Genomic DNA, 19227 nt, shown 5'->3' on the forward strand with positions numbered 1-19227 from the left:
CGGGGGCCGGGCCTACGCGTTCGCCAGTGACACCTCGGTCGACTTGATGAGCGCGACCACGGGGGTGCCGGCCCTCAGGGCGAGATCGGTCGCGGCGTCCGCGGTGATCGCGGAGGTGAGTTCGCCTCCCTCGACGGCGATCTTCACGGTGGCCATGGCGGCGCCGGCGACCACGGCGGTGACGGTGCCCGGGAGCTGGTTGCGGATGGACACGCCCCGGATCGGGGCGGTGGCGAGGGAGACCTCCGTCGCCTTCACCAGGGCGCGTACGGACGAGCCCTGGGCGAGGCCGAGGTCGCCGACGGATTCGAGGGTGATCGCGGCCGTGAGGTCCTGGCCTCCGTCGAGTCGGATCGTGACCGTCGCCATGGCCTCGCCCGGCGTGACGGTGGTGACGGTGCCGGGGAGCTGGTTGCGGATGCTCAGGGTCATGGGCACCAACTTAGGACCTTGTGCGGCTGATGTCGGGTATGCGCCGGTCAGCCGGTGTGGACGCGGGGGCGGCGGGCGCGGTCCGGTTCCGCCTCGCGGAGGACCTCGCGGGTGACCGGGGCGACCTCGCCCTGGCCGAAGAGGAAGAAGCGCAGGAAGTTGGCGAAGGGGCTGCCTTCGGTCCACTCGAAGTACATGTGCGGGGTGCAGCCGGTGGTGTCGCGGACGTGCAGGAGGAGGGCGGCCAGGGCGTTGGGGATGGAGGAGGACTCCAGGGTCAGGACGCGGTAGCGGCCGTGGAGGATCTCGCCGCGGACGGTGAGGCTCGCCTCGAACTCGGAGGGGTCCAGGACGGTGACCTCGACGAAGACGAAGTCCTCGCCGGGGATGTCGTTGTCCTCGCGGATCTGCTCGATCTTGTCGCGGTACTCGGCGCGGTCGCGCTGGTCGGGTTCGTTGGCGATGAACCGGATCTTGCGGCTGGCGATGTCCCGGATGAAACGTTCCGCCATGCCGTCGAGCGTCACGCTGGTCACACGCAGCTCGAAGGCACGGGCCAGCCGGGAGAGCAGCGAGATCAGGATGATGCCGGCGATGAAGCAGGCGCCGATCTTGACGCCGTCGGGGCGTTCGATGACGTTGACGACGGTCGTGTAGAGGAACACCGCCGAGATGACGGCGAAGCCGATGGTCCAGCCGCGCTGGCCGGCCTTGCGGGCGGCGATGGTCACCGCGATCGCCGCCGAGCTGATCAGGACCAGCACGCCGGTGGCGTACGCGCCGCCCTGTGCGTCGACGTTCGCGTCGAAGATCCACGTCACCAGGAAGGCGATCAGGATGAAGCCGATGACCATGGGGCGCACCGCGCGGGCCCAGTGCGGGGCCATGCCGTAGCGGGGCAGGTAGCGCGGCATGAGGTTGAGCAGGCCTGCCATCGCGGAGGCGCCGGCGAACCACAGGATGGCGATGGTCGAGACGTCGTAGACGGTGCCGAAGACGCCGCCGAGGTAGTCGTGGGCGAGGTAGGCCAGCGCACGGCCGTTGGCCGGGCCGCCCGGCTCGAAGTTCTTCTCCGGGATGAGCAGGGTGGTGATGAAGCTGGTGGCGATCAGGAAGCAGCTCATGATGAGGGCCGCGACGGTGAGCAGCTTCTTGGTGTCGCGGATCCGGCCGGTGGGCCGTTCCTCGGTGTCGTCCGGGTCGCCCTTGACGTGCGGCATGACGGCGACGCCGGTCTCGAAGCCGGAGAGGCCGAGCGCGAGCTTGGGGAAGACGATCAGGGCCACGCCGATCATCACGAAGACGTTGCCGTGTTCGGTGGTCAGGGCGCTGGACCAGTCGGTGATGACATGGTCCGCGGTGACGATGTGCCACAGGCCGACGATCACGACGACGACGTTCAGGGCGAGGTAGATGCCGACCAGGACGGTCGCGATCCCGACGGCCTCCAGGAATCCCTTGAGGAAGACCGCGCCCAGCAGGGCCACGAGGGCCAGGGTGATCAGCATCTGCTTGTCGTGCAGGGCGCCGGTGAGGTGCGGGTTCTCGACCAGGTGGGTGGAGGCGTCCGCGGCGGACAGGGTGATGGTGATCAGGAAGTCGGTGGCGGCGAAGCCGAGCAGGGTGAGGACGAACAGCTTGCCCTGCCAGAACGACAGCAGTCGCTCCAGCATGGCGATCGAGCCCTCACCGCGCGGGCTCTCCTCGGCGACCCTGCGGTACACGGGCAGGGCGCCCGCGAGGGTGACGATCACCAGGACGATGGTCGCGATGGGGGAGAGCAGGCCGGCCGCGAGGGCGGCGATGCCGGGCTGGTAGCCGAGGGTGGAGAAGTAGTCGACGCCGGTCAGGCACATGACCCGCCACCAGGGCTGGCCCTGGTGTGGGGGTTCCGGTTCGGCGTGCGGGCCCGGGTGGCCGCCGCCCTTGCCCATGTCCGACAGGCCTTCCAGCATCCAGGAGCGCAGGCGACTGGAGGGAGGGTGTTCGGTGGTGGCCATCGCGGGCGCTCCAGAGGTGCGGCTCAGCTGGGTTCGGGCCGCCCCGACCGACGGCCGGACCAGCGTAAGCGGAGAGTGACGCCTGGGCCCACGGATGTGGGGCGTATGGGCGTCAAGCTTCCGTTAAGACTCGGTCCGCGAGGGCCGGCGGCGGGTGTCGGGGCAGCTGGGTGGGGGTTTCTCCCGGAAAAGGTCGGTGGGTCGGATCGGGGGAGGCGAACACGTTGCGTCATGGTGGCGCCGGGTGTCGACGTGTTCGGGGAGAGCTTCCGGCAACCGGGCCTGCTCCGGTGAATTCACCGTGACTTGCCTGCCACCGTCCAGGAGGGCGATGCCCGGTGCACGCGGTGTGCGGCTCACCTCGTCGGAGCGTCACCCCGGCCCGAGTCCTGTCGAGCAGTCCGTTCCGTAAGGATCGCCAACGAGAGCGAATGTTTCGGTTCGGAGGCGAATGTGCCGAACCCTTCGGTCGGGGGTCGCCTCAGGTGCGGAAAGCGGAGCGATAACGCCCCTGACCGGCAAGGGAGGTTGAGGTGGGCCCCTTACCGAGTGGGCCGAGAGGGCAGTTCCTTCGGGGCGTCGGTGGAGCGGGTCCTTGGCCGGGACGCCTACCTGGCGCCTGTGGGTCGGTCCGGGCTGCCGCTGTCGATCTGGCATGTGGCAGGCGCCCGGGTGCCGTTGGCCGTAGCTCGGTGCAACGCCCCTGGGGGATCGGCGATTTCGGCGCCGGGAGCGTTGCGGGATGCCGGGTGTCGCGAAAATCCGATCGCGCGGCAGCCCCGAGGTCCCCGGTCGTTTCGGATACCCGGCTCTGTTCGCGGCGGGCTGCGGTCCGGGCCGGTCCGGCACTCCTTTGTCCACCGGCGTGATCCATGCGGACCTTCTCGCGTTCTCCAACGCGCCGTGACGTGTGCGGACTTCCCTTCGATGGCGTCGAGACGGCCGCTCCCGGAATCGACCGCGCCCTCGTGCGGGCGGGTCGGCCGAGGGCGCCGTGGGCTCGCCTGGTTCAACTGCTCAACATTGCCTGTGCACAAGGGGTTGCCACCGTTTGGTAGCTGTCTCTAGGGTGCGGCAGCAGCGAAGGTTTCTGGATCTACTCCGAAACTTTCGGACCGCAGGACGGACAAGGACGGCTCCGTCCCGTACCCAAGGAGCGCATCATGGGCGACCCGGCACTGTCCCGCCGTGGATTTCTGGCGGCGTCCGCCGCGGCCGGTCTGAGCATGACGGCACTGACCGGCTGTGGCGGCGACTCGGACGGAGGATCGACCGACGGGACGACCACGGTGGAGTGGTGGAACATCTCCACCACCGAGCCGGCGAAGAGTGTCTGGGCGGGCCTCGCCAAGAAGTTCGAGGCCGCGAACCCCAAGGTCAAGATAAAGATCGTCCAGCTGGAGAACGACGCCTACAAGTCGAAGATGACGGCGCTCACCGCCTCCGGGAAGCTCCCCGACATCTTCCACACCTGGGGCGGTGGCGTCCTCAAGCAGCAGGTCGACGCGGGGCTCGTGGAGGATCTGACCGACCGGACCAAGCCGTGGGCAGACGGTCTGCTGAAGGTCACCAAGGAGCCGTACATCCTCGACGACAAGGTCTACGGCATTCCGTTCGACATGGGCATGATCGGCTTCTGGTACAACAAGAAGCTCTTCAAGCAGGCCGGTGTCAGTGAGCCCCCCACCACCTGGGGCGGCTTCCTGGAGGCCGTGAGCAAGCTGAAGTCGAAGAACATCACGCCCATCGCCCTCGCGGGCAAGGAGAAGTGGCCCGGCATGTACTACTGGGCCTACCTCGCGATGCGCACCGCCGGCATCGACGCCCTCCAGAAGGCCAGCGAGGACAAGGACTTCACCGGTGCCGGATTCGTCGAGGCCGGCCGGCACCTCAAGCAGCTCGTGGACCTCCAGCCCTTCCAGAAGGGCTTCCTCAACGCCGCCTACTCCACCCCCACCGGCCAGGCGGCCGCCGTCGGCAACGGCAAGGCGGCCATGGAGCTCATGGGCCAGTGGGCGCCGTCCGTGGAGGCCGACAGCGGCAAGGGCCTCGGGGGCGACCTGGGCTTCTTCCCGTTCCCCGCGGTCGAGGGCGGCAAGGGCGCCCTCACCGAGGTGTTCGGCGGCGGCGGCGGACACGCCCTGCGCCGGGGTGCCCCGCAGGCGGCCGTGGACTTCCTGAAGTTCTTCGCCTCCGAGGCCACCGAACTGGAACTGGTCAAGAAGACCAGCATCCTTCCGGTGCTCCCGAACGCGGAGAAGGCCATGACCGACCCCAACCTCAAGCTCGTCCAGGCGCAGTTGAAGGCCGCCACCGGCTTCCAGCTCTACCTCGACCAGGCATACGCGCCCGCCGTCGGCCAGGAGGTCAACGACAGCGTGGCCGCGCTCATCGCGGGCTCCAAGTCCCCCGAACAGGTCACCCAGTCGATCACGCAGACGGCGAAGGAAGAGCAGTAGCCCGCGATGACCTCCACGTTCCTCGCAGACAAGCGGAGCGGTCCGGGTACCGATCTCCCGCCCCCGGAATCAGTCAGGGCCCGGGGGCGGGGCCGTCGGCGCGTACTGCACTGGCTCACCGCGGTCGGCTTCCAGGTGCCCGCGCTGGTGCTGTTCATCGGCATGGTCCTGCTGCCGATGCTGTTCGCGCTGTACGCCGCGTTCTTCCGCTGGGGCGGCTTCGGCATGCCCTCCGACTACGTCGGCGTCGACAACTTCACGTCGCTCTTCGACAACCCGGTCTTCCTGGGCGACCTGTGGCGCTGTCTGGTCCTGGTCCTGCTGTCCCTCGCGCTCCAACTGCCGTTCGCGCTCGCCATGGCCGTCCTCCTCAACCAGAAGATGCGCGGCAGGGCCCTCTACCGGATGTTGTTCTTCGCGCCCTACGTCCTGTCCGAGGCGATCACGGGTGTGCTGTTCAGCATGGTCTTCGCCCCGGACGACGGCCTCGCCGACCACGTTTTCGGCGCGGTCGGCCTCGACGGGGTGGGCGGGCTGTGGTTCGCCGACCCCTCGTACGTCATGGCGACGCTCTTCCTGGTCATGATGTGGAAGTACTTCGGCTTCCACATGATGCTCTACCTCGCCGGACTCCAGTCGATCCCGAGGGAGTTGACCGAGGCCGCGCTCATCGACGGCGCCGGTGCCTGGCAGCGGTTCCGCAACGTCACCCTGCCGCTGCTCGCGCCCACCCTGCGGATCAGCGTCTTCCTGTCCGTCATCGGCTCCATCCAGCTGTTCGACCTGGTGTGGGTGGTCACTCAGGGCGGCCCCGACCACCATTCCGAGACCATGGCCGTGACCATGTTCCAGTACGGGTTCAAGCGCTACCAGGTCGGCTACGCCAGCGCGATCAGCGTGGTCATGTTCGGCATCTGCCTCGTCTTCGCCCTCGCCTACCAGCGGTTCGTGCTCCGCCGCGACCTCGAAGGGGCCACCACGACGATGAGGGGGGACGGCAAGTGACCGCCCGCAAGACCACCACCGCACGGACCCTGCCCCTGCACGCGATCCTCGTCGCCGTCGGCGCGGTGATGGTCGTACCCCTGGTGTACGCCGTCCTGTCCGGGTTCAAGTCCACCGACGAGCTCTCCAGCAACCCCTTCGGGCTGCCGAAGCGCTGGCTGATCAGCAACTACACCGACATCCTCGGCGGGAGCGACTTCTGGCGGCTGCTCGGCAGCAGCACGCTGATCGCGGTGGGTACGACGGTGTTGGTGGTCGCCGCGTCCGCGCTGGCCGCGTTCTCCTTCGCGCGGTTCGCCTTCCGCGGCCGGGAGGCGCTGTTCACGCTCTTCACGATGGGGCTGATGTTCCCCTTCGCGGTGGCGGTGCTCCCGCTGTTCCTGCTGCTGCGCTCGCTCGGGCTGCTCGACAACCCGCTGGGCGTGATCCTGCCGCAGGCCGCCTTCGGACTGCCGATGACGATCATCATCCTGCGCGCCTTCTTCCGGGAGATCCCCGGCGAGCTGGAGGAGGCGGCCACCCTCGACGGGTGCAGCCCCTTCGGCTTCTTCTGGCGCGTACTGCTGCCGATGGCACGGCCCGCCCTCGGCACGGTCTCGGTGCTCGCCGTCGTCACCAGCTGGAACAACTTCATGCTGCCGCTGCTGGTGTTCACCGACAACACATGGTGGACGCTGCCCATCGGCGTGCAGCAGTTCCAGGGCCAGTACTCCGCGGAGTACGCCCGGGTCTTCGCCTATCTCGTCCTGGCGATGGTGCCCGCCCTCGCCTTCTACTCGGTCGCCGAGCGGCAGCTCGTCGGCGGCCTGACCGCCGGTGCCACCAAGGGCTGACGGCGGCGGTTCCACCAGTACGGCTCACCCACCCCCTCACGTGAGGAGTCGCCCCATGCGCAGCACCACCCGCCTCAGACTCGCCGGTGCTCTCGCCGCCGGTCTCATCGCGACCGGCATCGCCGCTCCGGCCGCCCAGGCCCACGGCAGACCCACCACCCTCGCCGACCTCGCCCAGCGCCACGGCCGCTACTTCGGCAGTGCCACCGACAACCCCGAACTCGTCGACGAGCCGTACAAGAAGATCCTGGGCAGCGAATTCGACCAGATCACGCCGGGCAACGGCATGAAGTGGTACGCCACCGAACCCCAGCAGGGCGTCTTCGACTGGACCAACGGCGACGAGATCGTGAACCTCGCCCGGGCGAACCACCAGAAGGTGCGCGGCCACACGCTCGTGTGGCACAGCCAGCTGCCCGGCTGGATCACCTCGCGCGAGTGGACCGCGGACGAGCTGAAGCCCGTACTGAAGAAGCACATCCAGACCGAGGTGCGGCACTACCGGGGCAAGGTCTTCGCCTGGGACGTCGTCAACGAGGCGTTCAACGAGGACGGCACCTACCGCGAGACCGTGTTCTACAAGACCCTCGGCCCCGGCTACATCGCCGACGCCCTGCGCTGGGCCCGCCAGGCCGACCCCAAGGTCAAGCTGTACCTCAACGACTACAACATCGAGGGCGTCGGCCCGAAGAGCGACGCCTACTACGCCCTGGCCAAGGAGCTGAAGGCGCAGGGTGTCCCGCTCGACGGCATCGGCCTCCAGGCCCACCTGGCACTTCAGTACGGCTATCCGACCACCCTGGAGGACAACCTGCGCCGCTTCTCCAAGCTGGGTCTCGACACCGCGCTGACCGAGGTCGACATCCGGATGATCCTGCCCGCGACCGAGGAGAAACTGGCCCAGCAGGCCCAGTGGTACGCGGACCTGACCGACGCGTGCCTCGCGGTGCGCCGGTGCGTCGGCATCACCATCTGGGACTACACCGACAAGTACAGCTGGATCCCCGCGTTCTTCGAGGGCCAGGGCGCCGCGCTGCCGTGGGACGAGCAGCTCAAGCCGAAGCCGGCGTACGCCGCGATCCGGGCGGCACTGAAGTAGCCGGGCTCATCGGGGGGTTGGTGGTGCGGTGCTCGACCGCACCACCAGTTCCGTGCCCAGCTCCACCCGCGGCGAGTCGGGGCGCTCGCCGCGGGCCAGTTCGAGGACCGTGCGGACGGCCAGCTTGCCCATGTCGGCGAGCGGCTGGCGCACGGTGGTCAGCGGGGGCGCCGACCAGCGGACTTCCGGAAGGTCGTCGAATCCCACCAGGCTCAGGTCCTCGGGCACTCTCAGGCCGCGCTGCCTGAGCGCCTCGATCGCGCCGAGCGCCATCTGGTCGCTCGCCGCGAACACCGCCGTCGGCGGTTCGGGCAGGTCGAGGAGCTTGCCGCAGCCGGCGAAGCCGGACTCCGGGTGGAAGTCGCCGGGTACGACCAGCGACTCGTCGAGGCTGAGACCGGCGCCTTCGAGAGCGGCCCGGTAGCCGTCGAAGCGGGCCCGTGAGCACAGCAGCCGGGGCGGTCCGGCGATCAGGCCGATCCGGCGGTGGCCCAGCGACAGCAGGTGCTCGGTGGCCGCGAGGCCTCCCGACCAGTTGGCGGCGCCGATGGTGGGGGCGTCCAGGGCGGGCGAGCCGGCCGGGTCGACGACCACCAGCGGGACACCGAGGACGCGCAGTTCGTCGTGGAGGACCGGCTCCAGGGCCGAGGTGACGAGGATGACTCCGTCGGAGGCGCGGGCGCGCAGGTTGCGCATCCACTCGCGGGCGTCCCCGGAGCGGCCGTGGATCGCGGAGACCACGGTCCCGACGCCCTCCGCATGGGCGACCTCCTCGACGCCCCGGATGATCTCCACGGCCCAGGGGCTGTCGAGGTCGTTGAAGACCAGGTCGAGCAGGGCGGCGCGGGTGCCGTGGGCCGCGGGGCGCTTGCGGTAGCCGTGCTGCTGGAGCAGTTCCTCGATCCGGGCGCGGGTGCGCGGGGAGACGTCCGAGCGGCCGTTGACCACCCGGGACACCGTCGGCACCGAGACTCCGGCCTGCCGGGCGATCTCCGTGATGGTGACCCTGCCCCGGGGCCCGGCGCCGGCCTCGCCTGCTGTCACGTGCCCACCTCCACGTCTCCGTGTCGAAACTTCCAGGAGTCTTCCGGAAAAGTGGGTTCATACACAAGGCGTCACAGGGAGTGATCGCCCCCGGACATGCGTCGGGGCCGGTGCGCAGACAGTCGCTGCGAGCCGGCCCCTCAAGGTCTCCGGGCGATTCGGCGGCCGCCCGGCTGTGCTCAGGCGGCCGTGGCCGCCGCGAGCGGGCGGTGCGGGGCGATGACCCGGCCGTCGGGCAGGAGCTCACCGGTGTCCTCGAAGAGCAGAACGCCGTTGCACAGCAGGCTCCAGCCCTGTTCCGGGTGGTGCGCCACGAGGCGGGCGGATTCCCGGTCGGCGGAGTCGGCTGTGGGACACGGTGACTGGTGCTGGCACATTGGTGGGATCTTTCGCTGTGTTGTGGTCATGACGTCCCCCGTCGTGATTACTCAGTCTGAACCCAGTGTTGCTCTACGGGCGTCAATCCGCAGGTATTTCGCATCACCACTTCTTCACAGGTTGATGACGCATCACCCGGCTGGACGGTTCATCCCAACTGCACTGCCCCTTTGGGTGGTTCGCAGTGGCCGGATAGGGCTAGTCCACCTGGAGTCGCCCCGTGTTCGGCTCGTCCGAGCAATTATCCGCTCGTACGAGCAAAATCTTTTCTGTGGATCCCCGCGGATTCTGTACGACCTTAATCCCGCCGCGAACGGACCCGTACCCCGCTACCCGGAATTCGGGGCGGGGTACGGGGACGCAGGTGTGGGATCTCAGGCAGGCGAGCCGAGCAGGGGGGCCGGAGCCACCCGATGGGTCAGTACCGGGAGCAGTTCGGCGGCCCGGTGCGGGCGGTGGGCGGCGATGCCCGGCGGGGCCGGCGCCAGCGGCACGAGCAGATCGGAGGCGGCGAGGCGGCCCGTGGCGGCGTCGGCCGCGCAGTCGCCGTGCAGCCAGAGCGCGAGCATGTACAGGCCCGGGATCGACAGCAGCCGTGGCTGGTAGGGCTGCTGCATCACCTCGGCCTGGCGCAGCGCACGCTCGGTGGACGCGATGTACGGGCCCTCGAAGAAGTGCGAGAACGCCCAGCCGTCCGGGGTCAGCATGGTCTCGGCGGCGGCCACCGAGCGCTCGCCGCAGCGGATCAGGAAACGCCACCCGGTCAGCCTGGTGGCGTTGCCGTCCAGGACGTGCACGGGCAGTGGAAGTTCGGGTGTGACGGGTCCCTGGGCACGGAGCAGGGAGGGTGTGCGGGCCTCACGGACGGCGGTGGGCGAACCGAGTGCGGTGAGGACGGAGCGAAGTGCGGGCGCGGGAGCCGGGTGGACATGCAGCGGCATGGTGGGTCGCCTCTCATTCGACAGGCATGGTGGCGCGAGGGCGGGGGCGGACGGCGCTGTCAGCTCACGGGGCCAGAGAGGCGGGGGCCGGGGTCCGGTGAGGCGGCGCACGGAGGAGGACTGCCGAACGTCGCCTGACGGCAGGATCAAGAACCGCGGGGTGCCCACCCTCTGCCTTGTTCGCGGAGTTTATACGACATGTGTTCAGACAGTGTTTCGTCTAGCCGCTTTCGGCGCGCGGGGCAAGGGATACTTCAGTCGGCGTTACGCGGGAATCATCCCGATTCCGTGCCTGCCCGGCGGCGGTGACCTCGGGAAATACCGGTAAAACGGTCGGCCCGTTGTCGTCGGCGTTTTTCACGAGTTCTTCGGGGCACCCGGAACTGCTGAGCGCATCATGCCGAGTGAATGTGCCACCGGTCACATCCGACAGCGTAGCGGGCTCAAAGCCCTCGCGGGACGTTACCGATCGTTCCGGCGGGGCATCATCCCACCTGACTCAATGACGTATCGAGGAGGGACCCTTCGATGGGGGAGAAGGTCGTGGCGGGGCAGTTCGACCTGTCCGATCGCCAGGGCTACCGCGACAAGCTCCGCAGGTGCCTGACGGGGCTGGAGCGGCTCCTGGCGGAGCAGCGGTTCGACCGTCCCAAGAACCTGATGGGGCTGGAGATCGAATTGAATCTCGTCGGCTCCGACGGTATGCCGAGAATGCTGAATGGGGAGGTCCTCGAACGCATCGCAAGCCGAGATTTCCAAACAGAACTCGCCATGTTCAATCTGGAAGTCAACATAGCCCCACACCGACTGGGCGGCAGGGTTTTCGACCGGCTCGCGGAGGAACTCCGCACATCGCTGGCATATGCCGACCGTAAAGCCGGTGAGCTCGACGCGGGAATCCTGATGATCGGCATTCTGCCGACGCTGGACCGGGACGACCTGGTCTCCTCCAACCTTTCCGACGTCGACCGCTACACCCTGCTCAACGACCAGATCGTGGCCGCGCGCGGTGAGGACTTCGTCCTCGACATCGACGGGGTGGAACGCCTCACCTGCACCTCGAAGTCCATCGCCCCGGAGGCCGCCTGTACGTCCGTGCAGCTCCACCTCCAGGTCACCCCGGGCCGGTTCGCCGACGTGTGGAACGCCGCCCAGGCGGTGGCGGGCGTGCAGATCGCCGTCGGCGCCAACTCGCCCTTCCTGTTCGGCCGCGAGCTGTGGTGCGAGTCCCGGCCGCCGCTCTTCCAGCAGTCCACGGACACCCGCCCGCCCGAGCTCCAGGCCCAGGGCGTCCGGCCGCGCACCTGGTTCGGGGAGCGCTGGATCTCCTCGGCGTACGACCTGTTCGAGGAGAACCTGCGCTACTACCCGGCGCTGCTTCCGATCTGCGACGAGGAGGAACCGCTGAAGGTCCTCGACGAGGGCGGCGTGCCCTCCCTCGCCGAACTCGTCCTGCACAACGGCACGGTGTACCGCTGGAACCGGCCGGTCTACGGCATCGCCGACGGCGTCCCGCACCTACGCGTCGAGAACCGGGTGCTGCCCGCCGGGCCCACCATCACGGACGTCATCGCCAACGCGGCCTTCTACTACGGCCTGGTCCGCGCCCTCGCCGAGGAGTCGCGCCCGGTGTGGACCCGGTTGCCCTTCGAGGCGGCGGCGGCCAACTTCGACGCGGCATGCCGGTACGGCATCGACGCCCGCCTCACCTGGCCCCGGCGCGGCCGGTACGGCGGCACCGTCGAGGTCGACGCGGTGAGCCTCGTACGCGACGAACTGCTGCCGCTCGCCGAGGCAGGCCTCGCGGCGTGGGGCGTGGAGCGCGCCGACCGGGACCTCTACCTCGGGGTGATCGAGGAGCGGTGCCGGCGACGGACCAACGGGGCGTCCTGGCAGGCGGCGACGTTCCACCGGGCACTGGAGGCGGGCCTCTCCAGGGACGCGGCCCTGGCGGCCACGACCCGACGGTACGGCGAGCTGATGCATCAGGGAGACCCGGTGCACACGTGGCCGGTGGGGTCGCCGGAGCCGGTGCCGCTGGGGTGAGGCCGTCGCGTACCGCCGTCGTGGTGGATGGCCGGGGCCGGCCGAAGCGCGGCCGCGGTGCGGGGCCCCGGTGTCAGCTCGTGCTGCTGCCCCGGGCGCCCGCCGCGACGATCGCCTTCAGGATCACCGTGTGGATCTGGGCGGGGTCGTTGACCTGCTGACCGGAACCGCCTGTCGCCTCGGCGAGCTGTTGCGCCTCCGCGCGGTCGGCGTCGGGGCCCACCGCGATCACGATGAGTGGGATCGGCCGTCGGGGGTCGGACAGCTTCTCCAGCTCCGAGATCAACTTCCCGCGCGAGATGCTGCCCGGGTCCTGGTTCACGCCGTCCGTCAGCACGACCAGCGCGTTGAACTTCCCCTCGGCATAGGAGGAGGCCGCCGCCCGGTACGCGGCGAGCGTGGTGTCGTACAGCCCCGTCGCGCCGCCCGGCACCGGCTCCAGGCCGCCGAACGCCGCCGACAGCCGCTCGCGCTGGGTCCCGCCGCCGTCCGCGCTGTCGCCCAGGCGTTCCGTCGGCACCAGGACCTTGTAGTCCTTGGCGCCGTCGAGTTTGGTGGAGAACTCCCACAGTCCGATCTCGTCCTCCTGGGTGAAGGTGGCGAGGGCCTGGAGGAGGGACGCCCTGGTGACGTCCATGCGGGAGCGGCCGGTGCCCGGCACGGGCTCCGACATGGAGGAGGACGCGTCCACGACCGTCGTGATCCGTGCGCTCTGCACGGTGATCGTCCAGGTGCCCAGGGCCTCCTGGAGGGCCGTCGCCGAGGCGGGCTCGGGGGCCGCCTCCGTGTACGGCTGCGGCACCTTGCCCCCGGCCTTCGCCACCAGCGTGGCCGACACCTGGTCGTCGGACGTGCGGAACCCGTGGTCAGTCAGCAGCTGCTCCTGCTCGGGCTTGCGCAGATACGTCATGAACCGGATCGCCGCCCGGCTCTCGTCCGTGGTCAGCCGGGTCTCGTCGACGAGCGCGTAGGGGTAGTCGAGCCGCGGTGAACCGTCCGTGGGATAGAAGAAGTCCAGCCCGCTGCCCGAGTCGGCCGAGGAGTTGTACGCGAAGGAGGCCTGCTCGGACAGGACCAGCGCCTGGTTGCGCTTCGGATTGCCCTGCTCGGTGCCCGAGGAGCCCCGCGGCAGGGTCTCCACCAGCTGCCCGTCGCTGTCGGAGATGCGCTGCGAGAGCGCCTTCATCATCGCCGCGGCCTGTGTCTGCCCGCCCTCGACCCGGCCGGCCGCACCGCTGAGCCGGGTGAGGGCGAGCAGCCCGGTCGCGCTGCGCGCGGGGTCGGCGGCGCCCAGCTTGAGGGAGTCGTCCTGAAGGGTGGCGCCCGCCAGCGGGAGCCAGCCGTACGTCTTCTTCGGCCAGCCCAGTGACTTCGCGGCGGCCGGCACCATCGCCATCCCGACCGGACTGGAGGCCACATTGCCGACGCGGGCCACCTTGGTCGCGCCGCCGTTCGCGGAGATCTGCTCCACCCACACGTCCGAGTCCGGCACCCACACCTGCGCGTCGGGAGCCTTTCCGGCCGCGAGGGTGTCCCTGACCTTGTACGACTCGCGCGCGGTCACCGTGATGTCGAGGCAGCGCCCGTCGGAGGTGAGGTTCTGATCGCGGGCGCGCTTCGCCGCGGTGCGCAGTGCCGGGGCCACATCGGGGGAGGCGGCGACCTTGAGCTCCACGGCTTCGTCCCGGCAGGAGGAACCGAAGGAGAGCAGGCCGCCCTGGGCCGCGGCGGCCGTACCGCCGGCGACGGTCACGACGAGCACCGTCGCGATGGCCACCGTGCGGCGGCGCACGCGCGGGCGGGGCTCGCGTGGGCGAGGGTCGTGTGGACGGGGGTCGCTGCCGCCCGCCCCATACTGATCGGGCAAGCTGTGACGTCCCATGACGGTGGTGCCCCTCCCTGTCGACTCCCCGTGCCCGGACAGCCGTATCCGGCAGGAAGGAGGGAGGTACGCCCCCGTACGGCGTCCGTCCCCTCGACGGTCTGTCACGCACGAACTTCGTAAAGTCTCACGATCTTCGTAAGTTCTTTCGAAGGACCCTAGCGGGGCTGCGATGGGGATGAGGCGGGATTACTCAACTGGAGGCAGGTGTGCAGGCGGAGACAGGTGGGGTGGCCGATTCTTTTCCCGGGGAGGCCCTCTCACGGAAGTTCTTCCGTGACGAGACACTGCTCGTTCTGGGGCTTTCGCTCGGTGCGAGCGGTGTGTCCGCACTGATCAGTTTTGTCGGATCGGTCACCAGGCCGGGAGGCCTAAAGGACCAGGCGGCGACCCTCAACGCCTCGGCCGCGCCCGGCCGCCCCTGGCTGGATCTTGCCTGGCAGCTCTTCGGGATCACGTCGTCCCTGGTGCCCGTGCTGCTGGTCGCGCACTTCCTGCTGCGCGAGGGCGGGAGCCTGCGGACCCTGGGCTTCGACCGCACCCGGCCGGGACCCGACCTCGTCCGCGGGGCCGGGATCGCGGCCGTCATCGGCAGCACCGGAATCGCCTTCTACCTGGCCGCGCGCGGCCTCGGCTTCAACCTCACCGTGGTGCCCGAGGCGCTGCCCGACGTGTGGTGGAAGTACCCCGTCCTGATCCTTTCGGCCATGCAGAACGCGGTCCTCGAAGAAGTGATCGTCGTCGGCTACCTGCTGCGCCGGCTGCACCAGTTGGGCTGGACCCCCGGCACCGCGCTGGTGGCCAGTTCCGTACTGCGCGGCAGCTATCACCTCTACCAGGGGGTCGGCGGGTTCATCGGCAACATGGTCATGGGCGTGGTCTTCGTCTACCTGTACCGGCGGTGGGGTCGGGTGGGGCCCCTGGTGGTGGCGCATTCCCTGCTCGACATCGGGGCGTTCGTGGGATACGCGCTGCTCGCGGGGAAGGTCGGCTGGCTGCCGACGGCGTGAGCGGCTGTCACCACGCCAGCAGCTCGCCCTCGATGACGGTGACCGCGCGGCCCGTCAACAGGGTTCGCTCGCCCCGGAGTTCGGTGCGGACCCGGCCGGAGCGGGGCGATGCCTGCAGTCCGGTGAGTTCCGTACGGCCGAGGCGCCCGGACCAGTGGGGAGCCAGGGCGGTGTGGGCGCTGCCGGTGACCGGGTCCTCGTCGATGCCGACGTTCGGGAAGAAGCAGCGGGAGACGAAGTCGTAGCCCAGCGCCGGGTTCTCGGCGAGGGCGGTGGCGATGATGCCGCGCGCGGAGTACGCGGCCAGCGCCTTGTGGTCGGGGTTCAGCGCGTGGACGGTCTTCTCGTCGGCCAGTTCGAGCAGCAGGTCGCCGATGTTCGGGCCGGTGTCGAAGGCGGTGAGGGGCTCGGCGCCCAGCGCCTCGGCGACTCCCTCGGGCGGTTCGACCGGGGTGAGCGGGGCGGTCGGGAAGTCCAGGGTGATCGAGCCGTCCTCGCCGGGTGTCGCGATGAGGACACCACTGCGGGTGGCGAACCGCGCGGGGCCTTCATGGGCGCCGGTGCTGTGCAGGACGTGAGCAACGGCGAGCGTCGCGTGGCCGCACATGTTCACCTCGGTCGTGGGTGTGAACCAGCGCAACGCCCAGTCCGCCTCGCCGCCTGCGGGGAGCCGGTGGGCGAAGGCCGTCTCGGCGTGGTTCACCTCCAGGGCGATGTTCTGGAGCCGGTCGTCGTCCGGGAACGCGTCGTCCAGGAGCAGGACCCCTGCGGGGTTGCCGGCGAAGGGGCGGTCGGTGAAGGCGTCGACGATACGGATGCGCATGGCAACGACGGTACGGCGTGATCTCGGCGCCGGAACAAGGCCAATTCCGGGGTGCTGGACCCATTTCCCGATGCGTCGACCGTGAGGGATCGCGTCGCGGAGTATCACGGGGGTTGGTGGCCTTCGGGGCTGCGAACGCCCGCGCCTTGGAGACGCTGCCGGTTGCCGCCTTGGCCGTGTTCGTGCCGCCTGAGGTCGGTGATGTCGGCCGCGACGAGAGGCGGTCGTCGTGGAACGGGAGCCCACCGGGCCGGGACCTCTGCGTGAGCCGGATCCGGGCGGGATTCGTTCCGGCGCGCTTGAGACCGCGATCAGCCGGGGCTGCTCGTGCTCGCTCCGTTGTCGTCCTGGCCGGCCGCACGGGATCGGCGGCGACGGTGGTCGGTGCTGCGGCGGAAGTGCTCGGCGACGGAATGACTCCGCGCCCATTGCGCGATGGGCGGCGAGCGTTCATCATCAGGAAACCTGTTATTTTAAACTTGCACTGATAGGTGCCCCGCATGCCGCTCAGCTCCAGAATCAAGGCCCGAGGGATCCAGCTCCTGCTCGGCCGCGTGATGTCCCGCGTGCACAAGGACCTGCGCTTCACCGACGTCCCGGCCCGCACCGAAACCCTTCGGGTGGAGACCGGTGCCGGTCCGGTGACGTGCACCGTCTACCGCCCGCCGGCCTCCACCGGGGCCCCGGCCCCCGTGTACGTCAACTTCCACGGGGGCGGGTTCGTGGTCGCCCGAGCCGAGCAGGACGACCACATCTGCCGCTACATAGCCGCCACGGCCGGCTGTGTCGTGATCAACGTCGACTACTCGGTCGCCCCGCAGCGGCCGTTCCCCGTCCCCGTCACCCAGGCCTACGACGTCACCGCGTGGGTCGTCGAGAACGGCGCCACGGGCGGCTGGGACGGGACACGCCTCGCCGTGGGCGGACACAGTGCCGGGGCCAACCTGACCGCCGCGGTCTGCCGCCTGGCCAGGGAGCGCGGAGCCTTTTCGCCCCGGCTGCAGATCCTCGACTCGGGGCCCTTCGACCAGGTCGCCGACCCGGCCACGAAGCAGTCCCTCATCGCCAAGCCCCTGCTCACCCCCCAGCTCATGCGGATCTTCACGGCCGCCTACGTCCCCGATCCCGCCGACCGCGCCCAGCCCCTCGTCTCGCCGGGCCTCGCCGACGACCTCGCCGGACTCGCTCCCGCCCTGGTCGTCACCGCGGAGAACGACCGCCTGCGCGACGAAGGTGACGCCTACGCCAAGGCCCTGGAGGCCGCCGGTGTCCCGGTCACCCACCACACCTTCGTGGGCGTCGACCACTACTTCACGCACACCGGCCCGGTACCGGCCGGGAAGGAGGCCATCCACCTGATGGCCACCAGCCTGCGCGCCGCCCTGAACGACTGACACGGCAGGGCGCTCGCGGGAGGCCGGAGGATCCGCCGCCATGCGCGCGAGCACCGGGCCGGCGAGGCGGCGGAGCTGTGCGGCAACATCACGGCATCCTCACCGTGGCGCCCGCCGGAGGCGACCCGCCGGAGCGCCGTCGGGGCCGGTGGGCGTGCCGAACCAGCGGGTGAGGTGGTCGTCCAGCTCCTGCTGGTCGTCGCCGATCCAGGCGACGTGGCCGTCGGGGCGCAGCAGGACGCCCGGGACGTCCAGTGCCGCGGTGGGGTCCGCGAGGTGGTCGACCCGGTCCGACCAGCCGCCGACGGTCAGGCGTTCGGTGCGGTCCAGCAGCATGCCGCGGCCGCGATGCAGCAGACCGTAGAGGCTGCCCTGCCGCACGTCGACGTCGCGCAGCCGGCGGCCGAGCAGGTCAGGGCCCGCGCCGAAGTCGTAGCGGATGTCGATCGCTGTGATCTTCTCGATCAGATGGCGGTTCACCGCGTCGAAGTCCATGAGTTCGGTGAGCAGCCTGCGTACGGCGCGCGGGCCCGGTTCGGTGGAGTGCAGTTCCATCTGGGCGCGGGTGTTGTCCAGCACGTCCTCGGCGACCGGGCGGCGTTCGGCCTGGTAGGTGTCCAGCAGTGTGTCCGGCGCCCACCCGTGGATCTGGGCGGCCAGTTTCCAGCCGAGGTTGAAGGCGTCCTGTACGCCCAGGTTGAGGCCCTGGCCGCCGGTGGGCGGATGGATGTGTGCCGCATCGCCGGCCAGCAGTACGCGCCCGACCCGATACCGGTCGGCCAGCCGGGTGGCATCCCCGAAGCGGGACAGCCGGCGTGGGGAGTGCACGCCGAAATCGGTTCCGGCGACAGCGCGCAGCTGTTGCCTGAAATCCTCGAGAGTGGGCGGTTCCGCGCGGTCGCCGACTCCCGCGGCCGGCACGACGACGCTGTAGATCCCCGCGCCGAAGGGCCTGAGCCAGAAGCGCTGTTGGGTCCGGCCGATCTCGGTCACCCTGGCGGCGATCTCCTCCTGCGGCGCGCTCACTTCCATCTCGCCCATGAGCGTCTCGGTCCGCGAGGGCTCGCCGGGAAAGCCGACGCCGAGCAGTTTGCGCACCGTACTGCGCGCCCCGTCACAGCCGACGAGATAGCGCGAACGCAGCCGTTCCCCCTCGGCCGGCTCGACGGTCACACCCTCGTCGTCCTGCTCGAAACCGGCGACCGCGCAACCGCGCCGGACCTGCGCACCCAGTTGGATCACATGCTCTTCGAGGACGCGCTCGAAGACCTGCTGCGGGATGCCGAGCAGATAGGCGTGCGCGGAATCCAGGTCCTTGGGCGCGGGTTTGTCGATGGCGGCGAAGAACCCGCCGGCCGGACGCTGCCGTCCGTGTTCGCGAAGGCGGTCCAGCAGTCCGCGCATGGCCATCAGTTCGAGACTGCGGATGTGCAGACCGACGATGCGGACGAACGAGACGGGCTCGGTCTCCTTCTCCAGGACGAGTACCCGCACGTCGTGCAGCCGTAGTTCGGCGGCCAGCGTCGCGCCGGTCGGCCCGCACCCGGCGATGATCACGTCGAACATGAGGGGCGCGCGATCGGCGCCCGGGGCCTGCGGCCGGAGTCGGGGGACGCCCGCGGTGGCGTCGCACTCGGCCGAATCGCTCGACGACGGTTGGGCGGTGAACTGCGGAGAGTCCATGGGTGGTGCCTTTCGGGAGTGCCCTGTGGGGGAGGCGCTCCCGGCGAGACCTACGTCGATCGCCCGACCGTGACGGGAAGGGGGAGCACCCACATCGATACAGCGTTCATGGGTCTCACCTCCTTGGGCGGTGCCGCGGTCGACGGCAAGTTACAAGTTTGGGCATCGGCCCGTCCACCCCTTTTCCGGTTGGCGGCG

At 69.8% G+C, this 19227-nt stretch carries 15 protein-coding genes; 7 read left to right on the top strand and 8 right to left on the bottom strand.

Annotation, left to right across the window (positions count from 1 at the left end):
- Positions 1-12: 12 nt before the first annotated feature.
- Together ACZ48Z_RS27030 and ACZ48Z_RS27035 are read right to left on the bottom strand one after the other, a co-directional pair.
- Positions 13-432 carry a TOBE domain-containing protein gene (locus ACZ48Z_RS27030; RefSeq protein ID WP_468738475.1) on the bottom strand — a complete coding sequence of 140 codons (420 nt, stop codon included), beginning with the start codon at positions 430-432 and terminating at the stop codon, positions 13-15.
- A 47-nt stretch (positions 433-479) separates the two neighbouring features.
- Positions 480-2432 carry an APC family permease gene (locus ACZ48Z_RS27035; RefSeq protein WP_468738476.1) on the bottom strand — a complete coding sequence of 651 codons (1953 nt, stop codon included), beginning with the start codon at positions 2430-2432 and terminating at the stop codon, positions 480-482.
- A 1163-nt stretch (positions 2433-3595) separates the two neighbouring features.
- On the opposite strand from ACZ48Z_RS27035, the gene ACZ48Z_RS27040 reads away from it, so the two are divergent.
- From ACZ48Z_RS27040 to ACZ48Z_RS27055, 4 genes are all read left to right on the top strand, one after another.
- Positions 3596-4891 (top strand): extracellular solute-binding protein, encoded by a 1296-nt coding sequence (locus ACZ48Z_RS27040; RefSeq protein ID WP_468738477.1) that lies wholly within the window; start codon positions 3596-3598, stop codon positions 4889-4891.
- A 6-nt stretch (positions 4892-4897) separates the two neighbouring features.
- Positions 4898-5896, top strand: a complete 999-nt coding sequence (locus ACZ48Z_RS27045) for a carbohydrate ABC transporter permease (RefSeq protein WP_468738478.1) — start codon at positions 4898-4900, stop codon at positions 5894-5896.
- Between the two features lie 68 nt (positions 5897-5964).
- Complete coding sequence (locus tag ACZ48Z_RS27050) at positions 5965-6729, top strand: carbohydrate ABC transporter permease (RefSeq protein WP_468738654.1); 765 nt, start codon at positions 5965-5967, stop codon at positions 6727-6729.
- Between the two features lie 55 nt (positions 6730-6784).
- Entirely contained in the window at positions 6785-7828 is a 1044-nt protein-coding gene (locus ACZ48Z_RS27055) for an endo-1,4-beta-xylanase (RefSeq protein WP_468738479.1), read from the top strand.
- A 6-nt stretch (positions 7829-7834) separates the two neighbouring features.
- Here ACZ48Z_RS27055 and ACZ48Z_RS27060 read toward each other — a convergent pair whose 3' ends face one another.
- The 3 genes from ACZ48Z_RS27060 to ACZ48Z_RS27070 form a co-directional block, all read right to left on the bottom strand.
- Positions 7835-8872 carry a LacI family DNA-binding transcriptional regulator gene (locus ACZ48Z_RS27060; protein WP_468738480.1) on the bottom strand — a complete coding sequence of 346 codons (1038 nt, stop codon included), beginning with the start codon at positions 8870-8872 and terminating at the stop codon, positions 7835-7837.
- A gap of 179 nt (positions 8873-9051) precedes the next feature.
- Positions 9052-9249 (bottom strand): DUF5999 family protein, encoded by a 198-nt coding sequence (locus ACZ48Z_RS27065; RefSeq protein WP_328745488.1) that lies wholly within the window; start codon positions 9247-9249, stop codon positions 9052-9054.
- Positions 9250-9624: 375 nt separating this feature from the next.
- The gene (locus tag ACZ48Z_RS27070; protein WP_468738481.1) at positions 9625-10191 is read right to left on the bottom strand and encodes a hypothetical protein; all 567 of its coding nucleotides are present in this window, start codon (positions 10189-10191) and stop codon (positions 9625-9627) included.
- 528 nt (positions 10192-10719) lie between these two features.
- Between ACZ48Z_RS27070 and ACZ48Z_RS27075 the strand changes: the two genes are divergently transcribed.
- Positions 10720-12237, top strand: coding sequence for a glutamate-cysteine ligase family protein (locus ACZ48Z_RS27075; protein ID WP_468738482.1), 1518 nt, complete (start codon positions 10720-10722; stop codon positions 12235-12237).
- Positions 12238-12310: 73 nt separating this feature from the next.
- Here the strand turns inward: ACZ48Z_RS27075 and ACZ48Z_RS27080 are convergent, their stop codons facing one another.
- Entirely contained in the window at positions 12311-14119 is a 1809-nt protein-coding gene (locus ACZ48Z_RS27080) for a substrate-binding and VWA domain-containing protein (protein ID WP_468738483.1), read from the bottom strand.
- Between the two features lie 209 nt (positions 14120-14328).
- Here ACZ48Z_RS27080 and ACZ48Z_RS27085 point away from each other — a divergent pair, with 209 nt between their 5' ends.
- The gene (locus ACZ48Z_RS27085; RefSeq protein WP_468738484.1) at positions 14329-15129 is read left to right on the top strand and encodes a CPBP family intramembrane glutamic endopeptidase; all 801 of its coding nucleotides are present in this window, start codon (positions 14329-14331) and stop codon (positions 15127-15129) included.
- 7 nt (positions 15130-15136) lie between these two features.
- On the opposite strand, the gene ACZ48Z_RS27090 is transcribed toward ACZ48Z_RS27085, so the two are convergent.
- The gene (locus ACZ48Z_RS27090; RefSeq protein WP_468738485.1) at positions 15137-15952 is read right to left on the bottom strand and encodes a PhzF family phenazine biosynthesis protein; all 816 of its coding nucleotides are present in this window, start codon (positions 15950-15952) and stop codon (positions 15137-15139) included.
- 500 nt (positions 15953-16452) lie between these two features.
- Between ACZ48Z_RS27090 and ACZ48Z_RS27095 the strand changes: the two genes are divergently transcribed.
- Positions 16453-17346: an alpha/beta hydrolase gene (locus tag ACZ48Z_RS27095; protein WP_468738486.1), complete on the top strand. Its 894-nt coding sequence runs from the start codon at positions 16453-16455 to the stop codon at positions 17344-17346.
- A gap of 99 nt (positions 17347-17445) precedes the next feature.
- Here the strand turns inward: ACZ48Z_RS27095 and rox are convergent, their stop codons facing one another.
- Positions 17446-19029, bottom strand: coding sequence for a rifampin monooxygenase (gene rox, locus ACZ48Z_RS27100; protein WP_468738487.1), 1584 nt, complete (start codon positions 19027-19029; stop codon positions 17446-17448).
- Between the last annotated feature and the right edge of the window lie 198 nt (positions 19030-19227).

The sequence above is a fragment of the Streptomyces sp. NPDC031225 genome, from assembly GCF_055570355.1.

Bases quoted from the DNA above. Each gene is read 5' to 3' on its own strand.
- ACZ48Z_RS27040 (WP_468738477.1), top strand. From the start codon at position 3,596: ATGGGCGACCCGGCACTGTCCCGCCGTGGATTTCTGGCGGCGTCCGCC.
- ACZ48Z_RS27055 (WP_468738479.1), top strand. From the start codon at position 6,785: ATGCGCAGCACCACCCGCCTCAGACTCGCCGGTGCTCTCGCCGCCGGT.
- ACZ48Z_RS27050 (WP_468738654.1), top strand. From the start codon at position 5,965: ATGGTCGTACCCCTGGTGTACGCCGTCCTGTCCGGGTTCAAGTCCACC.
- ACZ48Z_RS27095 (WP_468738486.1), top strand. From the start codon at position 16,453: ATGCCGCTCAGCTCCAGAATCAAGGCCCGAGGGATCCAGCTCCTGCTC.
- rox (WP_468738487.1), bottom strand. From the start codon at position 19,029: ATGGACTCTCCGCAGTTCACCGCCCAACCGTCGTCGAGCGATTCGGCC.
- ACZ48Z_RS27090 (WP_468738485.1), bottom strand. From the start codon at position 15,952: ATGCGCATCCGTATCGTCGACGCCTTCACCGACCGCCCCTTCGCCGGC.
- ACZ48Z_RS27080 (WP_468738483.1), bottom strand. From the start codon at position 14,119: ATGGGACGTCACAGCTTGCCCGATCAGTATGGGGCGGGCGGCAGCGAC.
- ACZ48Z_RS27030 (WP_468738475.1), bottom strand. From the start codon at position 432: ATGACCCTGAGCATCCGCAACCAGCTCCCCGGCACCGTCACCACCGTC.
- ACZ48Z_RS27035 (WP_468738476.1), bottom strand. From the start codon at position 2,432: ATGGCCACCACCGAACACCCTCCCTCCAGTCGCCTGCGCTCCTGGATG.
- ACZ48Z_RS27070 (WP_468738481.1), bottom strand. From the start codon at position 10,191: ATGCCGCTGCATGTCCACCCGGCTCCCGCGCCCGCACTTCGCTCCGTC.
- ACZ48Z_RS27075 (WP_468738482.1), top strand. From the start codon at position 10,720: ATGGGGGAGAAGGTCGTGGCGGGGCAGTTCGACCTGTCCGATCGCCAG.
- ACZ48Z_RS27045 (WP_468738478.1), top strand. From the start codon at position 4,898: ATGACCTCCACGTTCCTCGCAGACAAGCGGAGCGGTCCGGGTACCGAT.
- ACZ48Z_RS27065 (WP_328745488.1), bottom strand. From the start codon at position 9,249: ATGTGCCAGCACCAGTCACCGTGTCCCACAGCCGACTCCGCCGACCGG.